Here is a 5802-nt window from a genome sequence, read left to right on the forward strand (position 1 = left end):
TCCGCTTCCCCAAGCGCCTGCGGGTCGAGATCGACGTTCCGGCCGAACTGGAACGGGCTCGCCTCCCCGCGCTGCTGCTGCAGCCAATCGTCGAGAACGCGATCAAATATGGCGTCGCCGCCAGCCGCGAGAAGGTCGTGCTGCGCATTGCCGCGACCCCCGACGGCCCGGACCGACTCGCCCTGACCGTGACCAACCACCGCGAAGGCAAGCGCGCATCGTCTGCGCTCGCCACCCCATCGCACGGCACCGGTGTCGGCCTCGCCAACGTCTGCGGCAGGCTCAATGCCCGCTTCGGCGACGCGGCGACCTGTACCTTCGGCCCGCTCGGCGACGCTGCCTATGAAGTGCGACTGACGATGCCGTTCGAGCCCGCTCCCGATCCGGAATCCCGCGCCAATGCATGACACCATTCAGCCCGACCAGCCCGCGCTCGCCGATGCCCACGCCGAGCTGACCATCCTCATCGCCGATGACGAGCCGCTCGCTGCCGAGCGGCTGCAGCTGCTCCTCGCCCGCTGCGGCCATGTCCACCTCCTCGGCACCGCCAGCGACGGCGAGGGCGCGATCCGCATGGCGGACGCACTGACCCCCGACCTGATGCTGCTCGACATCGCCATGCCCGGCCTCGACGGGATCGAGGTCGCGCGCGCGCTCGCCGCTCGCCGCCCGGCGCCGGCGGTCATCTTCATCACGGCCTTCGATCAGTTCGCGGTCGCCGCGTTCGAAGTCGCAGCGGTCGACTATGTCATGAAGCCGGTCGATCCCGACCGCCTGGCCCGCGCCCTCGATCGCGCGCGCGCCTACCTGCGCCGCCGCGACGAGGCCGGCACCCCCGACCCCGCCCCGCCGTCGAAGCATCTCGCGGAATTCTGGGCGTCCGACATGTCGGGTCTGGTCCGCATTGCCGCGCGCGACATCGACCGCGTCTCGGCTGAGCGAGATTATATGCGCCTTCACGTCGGCGCGCGCAGCTGGTTGATCCACAGCTCGATGAACGCGCTCGAGGACGGGCTCGACCCGGCGCTGTTCCTTCGCCTCCACCGCTCGGCGATCGTTCGCCGCGACGTCATCACCGGCTTCTCGCGCAACGCCTCGGGCCGTTGGATCGCCCGCCTCGCCGACGGCAGCTAACAGCCCGTCGGCCGCCTCTACAGCGACGCCGTCCGCGAAATGGCCGGTCGCTAGACGCGAAAATGCCGCCCGCCCCCTTGGGGACGGGCGGCACTCGTTGCAGATTGGTTCAGCGCTTTTTGATCAACATTGCCTCGACCGACACCTGGCCGCGCTTCGACATGGCGCGTTCGATCGCCGCCGTAACCTGGAGTTGCGCGGTGTTCACGACGTCGGAGCGACACCCGACGACATCGAGCGTTTCCACCCCTCCCTCGGTACTGCCGCCGCAAATCGCCTTGGCAGCGCCGCGCACCCGGCGATAAAGCGTCGCCGCTCCCTCGCGGTTGGTCAGATTAAGGTCGGCGTAAGATATTTCGATCCGCTGCATTTCGCCGGCGGGTGCGGGCGCGGGCTGAGCGGCGGCGGCGGCCGCCAGGGCGATCAAGATCATCATGGCTATGCTCCTTCATCGATCCGCCAGGCGGGATGCCCGGTTGGGTCGAACAAGGCGCTACGCTGCTTGAGGCCCACCTTGGTGTGTTATTGTACCAACACAGTCTAAATAACGACAAAGGGCGGTTTTCCGCGACGAACAGTTGGGCTCAGTCGACCGGCGCGATCTCCCGATTGAGCGATTTGCGCGCAACCGCTCCGGTCACGGCGACGTCCATCGTCACATTGCCCAGCGTGCGGAAGATGTCCGGGATTGTCTCGACCGCGATCAGGATCGCCAGCGGCTCGATCGGTACCCCCATCGCCAACGCGATCGGCGCGACCGACGTCACGAAGCTCAGCTGACCGGGCAGGCTGACCGTCCCGAACGTGGTCGTCGCCGCCACCGCGACCCCGGCGATCAGCGCCAGCGGGCTTAGGCCGAGCCCCATCCAGTGCGCGACATAGATCGCCACGCCCATGTTCATTGCCGGACCAGTCGCGCGGAACAGCGCCACCGCCAGCGGCAGGGTCACGTCGGCACTTGTCGGCGGCACGCCCAATTCCTTCGCCGCAGCCAGCATCGCCGGCAGCGAGGCCAGACTCGATTGGGTCGAGATCGCCACCGCCTGCGGCGCGACCATCTCGCGCGCGAACCGCGCCAACGGCCAGCGCGCGACCGCAGCCGCGACGACATAGGCCGCCAGCAGGATCGCGATCCCCAGGCTCGAAATCAGCACCATATAATGCAGTACCGCCCCGAACGCCGCACCCCCGGCCCCCGCGCCGACCGCAAAGGCCAGCGCCAGCACCCCGACGGGCGCCAGCCACAGCACCCAGCCGATGATCACCAGCATCGCCTCGGCCAGCGCGTCGAAGAACGCCGCCAGCGGTCGCCTTTTCTCGCCGGGCAGTCGCGTGATGGCAAAGGCGAACAGCGCGGTGAACACGACCAGTTGCAGGACCGACCCCTCGGCCGCCGCCTTGATCACATTGGGCGGCACGATCGACCGTACGAAGTCCGCCAGCCCCGGCACCGCCGCCGCCGTGGCATTGGCATCGACCCCGGCCAGCCCGGCCCGCAATGCCTCGCCCGCCGCCACCGGCAAGGGGAAGACGTCCAGCAGCAGCGGCATCACCACCGCCCCGAATACTGCCGATCCGGTCAGGATCACTGCGAACCACAGCATCGACCGACCGGCAACGCCGCCCTCGCGCACCGCGTCGCTGCCGCCGACGATGCCGGTCACCAGCAGGCCGACGATCAGCGGGATGACCGTCATCTTCAACGCGTCGAGCCACAGCCCGCCGATGGTCGACGCCGCCCGCACGACCGGTTCGCTCCACGACGACTTGGCGCTGAGCGCCCCGACCAGCAGGCCGATGACTAGCGCGCCGAGCACCCGCCACGTCGGCCCAATCCTCATGACCGGACCCCGCCCGCCCGGATCAACGCGGTTTCTTGAATCGGTAGATGAAGCGGTCGGTCTTGCCCCGGATGGCCGCATCGAACACCAGACTGCTGTGGTCGTCGGCTGGATTGCGCAGCAGATCGCTGTCGCCATCGAACACAAATCCCGCCCGCTCGAAATCGGCGCGCACCGTCGCCGGGTCGATGCGGTGCAGCTTCTCGACCGTCGCGCGCGTATCGCCGGGGTTGGCGATATGATCGACCACGCCGACGATTCCGCCCGGCTTCATCGCCGCGAGCACCGTCTTGAGCCACGCATCAGGCTCCATTCGCGTGATGCCGTATTTGGCCGACTGCCAATAGACGTCGTGATAGTCGAGGTTGATCAGCATGAAGTCATACGCCGCCGACGGCAGGTTCGGCGTCGCGAACGGGCTGGCCAGGATCGACACATTGGGCCGCCCCGCCGCGAACGTGGCGAACTCGGCCTTGCTCTTGTCGCTATAGAATTGCTCGGGCTCCCACACCGTCACATGACCCTTCGGCCCGACCGCCGGGGCGAAAATCTCCGCCCAATAATGATTGGCGCCGAACATGTCGGCGACTTCCATCCCCGGCTTCAGGCCCAGGAAGTTCAGCACCTCTGCCGGCTTGCGCGAGCTATCGAGCTTGAGGTTGTCGATGGAGCGTCGGGGATCGGCAACCGCCGACGCCACCGCGGCCGCGGACTGCATCGCGGCACTGCTGGCGCTACGCCTCGCGTGATGGTGACCGGGCTTCGCATCCGCCGCCGTTGTCAGGGCGAGCCCTATTGCCAGTCCGGTCAGCCACTTGCCACGCATCGCCCGTCTCCTTGCTGCCAGCGACGCTACGGGCATCGCGCGCGCGACGCCAGCTTCTTTGCGCTTCGGTCTGGAACCGGTTGGCAAACAACGGGTTATCGGCCCATGGCGCTGACCCAGCTCGATCCCCCGATTCCCCTGCACGTGGTCGATCGCGGCGCCGGATTCGCCATCGCCGTCATCGACTATGGGCAGGAATTCGACCTGCTGTGGGTGGTCGGCATGGACGACGGCGGCGAAGTCTGGTGCGTGCCCACCCCGCAGATCCGGCTTCAATCCAACTGGTCGATGGGCCGGGGCAAGAAACTCCCGAAACCACGGATAGCCGCTGTTCCCGATTGATGGATCCATCGCACCGGCGGTATTTTCTTTAATGTGGGCGCGAAAGATGGTTAACTTGGGTCGTGTCTGATCATCCGGGGGGATCACATGGCCACGCTCGCTGCACCGACCGCCGCCGAAGCGCAGTCGGCCGAACGCAAATTCTATTCGCGCATGGCGCTGTTCATGACCGCGGTGATCTTCGTCGGCTTCATGCCCAGCTTCTACTTGCGCGGGATGGTCCATTATCCCCGCCCCAACCCCAGCCTGCCGCCGCATGTCATGGTCCACGGCCTTGTGTTCAGCGCCTGGCTGCTGATCTTCATCGTCCAGACCCAGCTCGTCGCCGCCGGCCGCCGCGACCTGCACATGATGCTTGGTGCGCTGTCGTTCGTGATTGCGCTCGCGCTCGTCCCGCTGATGTACCTGACCGCCGTGTGGCAGGTCGCGCGGCAGAATGCGCCGCCCTTTACCGATCCGCTCGACTGGACGATCGTGCCCCTGTCCGGGATTATTCCGTTCGCGTTGATGCTATGGATCGGCTGGACCAGTCGCCGCGAGGCGCAATGGCACAAGCGCGCCATGTTGGTGGCGATGCTGATGATCATGCAGCCCGGAATCGGCCGTTTCCCGATCGGACCGCCGAGCCTGCTGATCCACGCCATCGGCGGGATTCTCACTTTGGCGCTGTTCATCCCGCTGATCCTGTGGGACCGCAAAACCATCGGCGAGTTGCACCCCGTGACCTCGCTCGGCGTCTCGCTGACCGCGCTGGTGATCATCATCCAGGTCGGCGTGCTCGCCACCAATGTCTGGGCCCCAATCGCGGCACATCTGCCGGGGGTGCCAAGCTGACCGCTGCGAGATGGCCACTCTGATTAAGGTCAGCCTGCCGAACAACCGGTGCGCTTCGGCGCTTCAAGCGAAATATCCCGTCTCGTTCCGCATCGCTCAACCGATTTGTGCGTTGTGCACCCGACTAAATCGTTTTCAGGAGCATACCATGACCGAAGCCAGTACCCAGATTACCGCTCTCAATACCCTCACCGCGACCTTGCTGGATAGCGTCAATGGCTATCGCGACGCCGCCAGCCACGCCGATTCGGGTCGCTTTCAGGAATTGTTCCGCAAGTTCGCCGACGAGCGCGCCACTGTCGCTGAATCGTTGCGGTCCGAAGTTGCTCGCCTCGGCGGAAATCCTGAGGACGACGGCAGCTTTCTCGGCAAAACGCATCAGCGCTTTCTCGACCTTAAGGCGGCAATCACCGGTCGCGACGACCAGGCGATCGTCAACGAAGTCGAGCGCGGCGAAGATTATCTCAAGGAAAAGTTTGAAGCTGCCTTGAAGACCGACAGCCTAGCGCCCGAGACCCGTGCCGTCATCGAGGCCGCCAATGCGTCGGTCCTGCGCGGGCACGATCAGATGCGCGACCTCAAGCATGGATTGGAGGCCTGAACCATGGGCGTTTTCTCTGCGATCAAGAATGCAATCTTCGGTCACCCGGCTGCAGGCCAAGCCGCCCCGCAACCGGCTCCAGTCGACGTGACCACGGCCCCGGCTCAGGCCCGGGCAGTGCCGACTTTAACTGAAGCTGCAACGTCCGCGGCGCCGGTCGATGTCGAGGGCGTCCTCAATGAAATCTCGGCCGACAAAGGTCATCCCGACCTCAATTGGAAGTC

Annotated in this window: 8 protein-coding genes and 1 pseudogene; 6 read left to right on the top strand and 3 right to left on the bottom strand. The window is 66.0% G+C overall.

Annotation, left to right across the window (positions count from 1 at the left end):
• Positions 1 to 407: pseudogene (locus RMN84_RS11220) on the top strand (hypothetical protein); the annotation flags it as partial.
• Positions 400 to 1134 carry a LytTR family DNA-binding domain-containing protein gene (locus tag RMN84_RS11225; RefSeq protein WP_309612253.1) on the top strand — a complete coding sequence of 245 codons (735 nt, stop codon included), beginning with the start codon at positions 400 to 402 and terminating at the stop codon, positions 1132 to 1134. The pseudogene RMN84_RS11220 and the gene RMN84_RS11225, both read left to right, overlap by 8 nt.
• A 109-nt stretch (positions 1135 to 1243) precedes the next feature.
• Here the strand turns inward: RMN84_RS11225 and RMN84_RS11230 are convergent, their stop codons facing one another.
• The 3 genes from RMN84_RS11230 to RMN84_RS11240 form a co-directional block, all read right to left on the bottom strand.
• Positions 1244 to 1570 carry a UrcA family protein gene (locus RMN84_RS11230; protein WP_309612254.1) on the bottom strand — a complete coding sequence of 109 codons (327 nt, stop codon included), beginning with the start codon at positions 1568 to 1570 and terminating at the stop codon, positions 1244 to 1246.
• 148 nt (positions 1571 to 1718) lie between these two features.
• Entirely contained in the window at positions 1719 to 2975 is a 1257-nt protein-coding gene (locus RMN84_RS11235) for a cation:dicarboxylate symporter family transporter (protein WP_309612255.1), read from the bottom strand.
• Between the two features lie 22 nt (positions 2976 to 2997).
• Entirely contained in the window at positions 2998 to 3801 is an 804-nt protein-coding gene (locus RMN84_RS11240) for a methyltransferase (protein ID WP_309612256.1), read from the bottom strand.
• Positions 3802 to 3906: 105 nt separating this feature from the next.
• Here RMN84_RS11240 and RMN84_RS11245 point away from each other — a divergent pair, with 105 nt between their 5' ends.
• The 4 genes from RMN84_RS11245 to RMN84_RS12345 form a co-directional block, all read left to right on the top strand.
• Complete coding sequence (locus tag RMN84_RS11245; RefSeq protein WP_309612257.1) at positions 3907 to 4143, top strand: hypothetical protein; 237 nt, start codon at positions 3907 to 3909, stop codon at positions 4141 to 4143.
• 87 nt (positions 4144 to 4230) lie between these two features.
• Entirely contained in the window at positions 4231 to 4977 is a 747-nt protein-coding gene (locus tag RMN84_RS11250; protein ID WP_309612258.1) for a hypothetical protein, read from the top strand.
• A gap of 148 nt (positions 4978 to 5125) precedes the next feature.
• A complete protein-coding gene (locus RMN84_RS11255) occupies positions 5126 to 5578 on the top strand; it encodes a PA2169 family four-helix-bundle protein (RefSeq protein ID WP_309612259.1) in 453 nt (150 codons plus the stop codon).
• 3 nt (positions 5579 to 5581) lie between these two features.
• Positions 5582 to 5802: DUF3597 family protein (locus RMN84_RS12345; RefSeq protein ID WP_405051482.1), on the top strand; the 221-nt coding region annotated here is incomplete at its 3' end.

It is taken from the genome of Sphingomonas sp. (assembly GCF_031380695.1).
Taxonomy (GTDB): domain Bacteria; phylum Pseudomonadota; class Alphaproteobacteria; order Sphingomonadales; family Sphingomonadaceae; genus Sphingomicrobium.

Coding starts and splice junctions, on each gene's coding strand:
- RMN84_RS11245 (WP_309612257.1), top strand. CDS start 3,907: ATGGCGCTGACCCAGCTCGATCCCCCGATTCCCCTGCACGTGGTCGAT.
- RMN84_RS11235 (WP_309612255.1), bottom strand. CDS start 2,975: ATGAGGATTGGGCCGACGTGGCGGGTGCTCGGCGCGCTAGTCATCGGC.
- RMN84_RS11230 (WP_309612254.1), bottom strand. CDS start 1,570: ATGATGATCTTGATCGCCCTGGCGGCCGCCGCCGCCGCTCAGCCCGCG.
- RMN84_RS11255 (WP_309612259.1), top strand. CDS start 5,126: ATGACCGAAGCCAGTACCCAGATTACCGCTCTCAATACCCTCACCGCG.
- RMN84_RS11225 (WP_309612253.1), top strand. CDS start 400: ATGCATGACACCATTCAGCCCGACCAGCCCGCGCTCGCCGATGCCCAC.
- RMN84_RS11250 (WP_309612258.1), top strand. CDS start 4,231: ATGGCCACGCTCGCTGCACCGACCGCCGCCGAAGCGCAGTCGGCCGAA.
- RMN84_RS11240 (WP_309612256.1), bottom strand. CDS start 3,801: ATGCGTGGCAAGTGGCTGACCGGACTGGCAATAGGGCTCGCCCTGACA.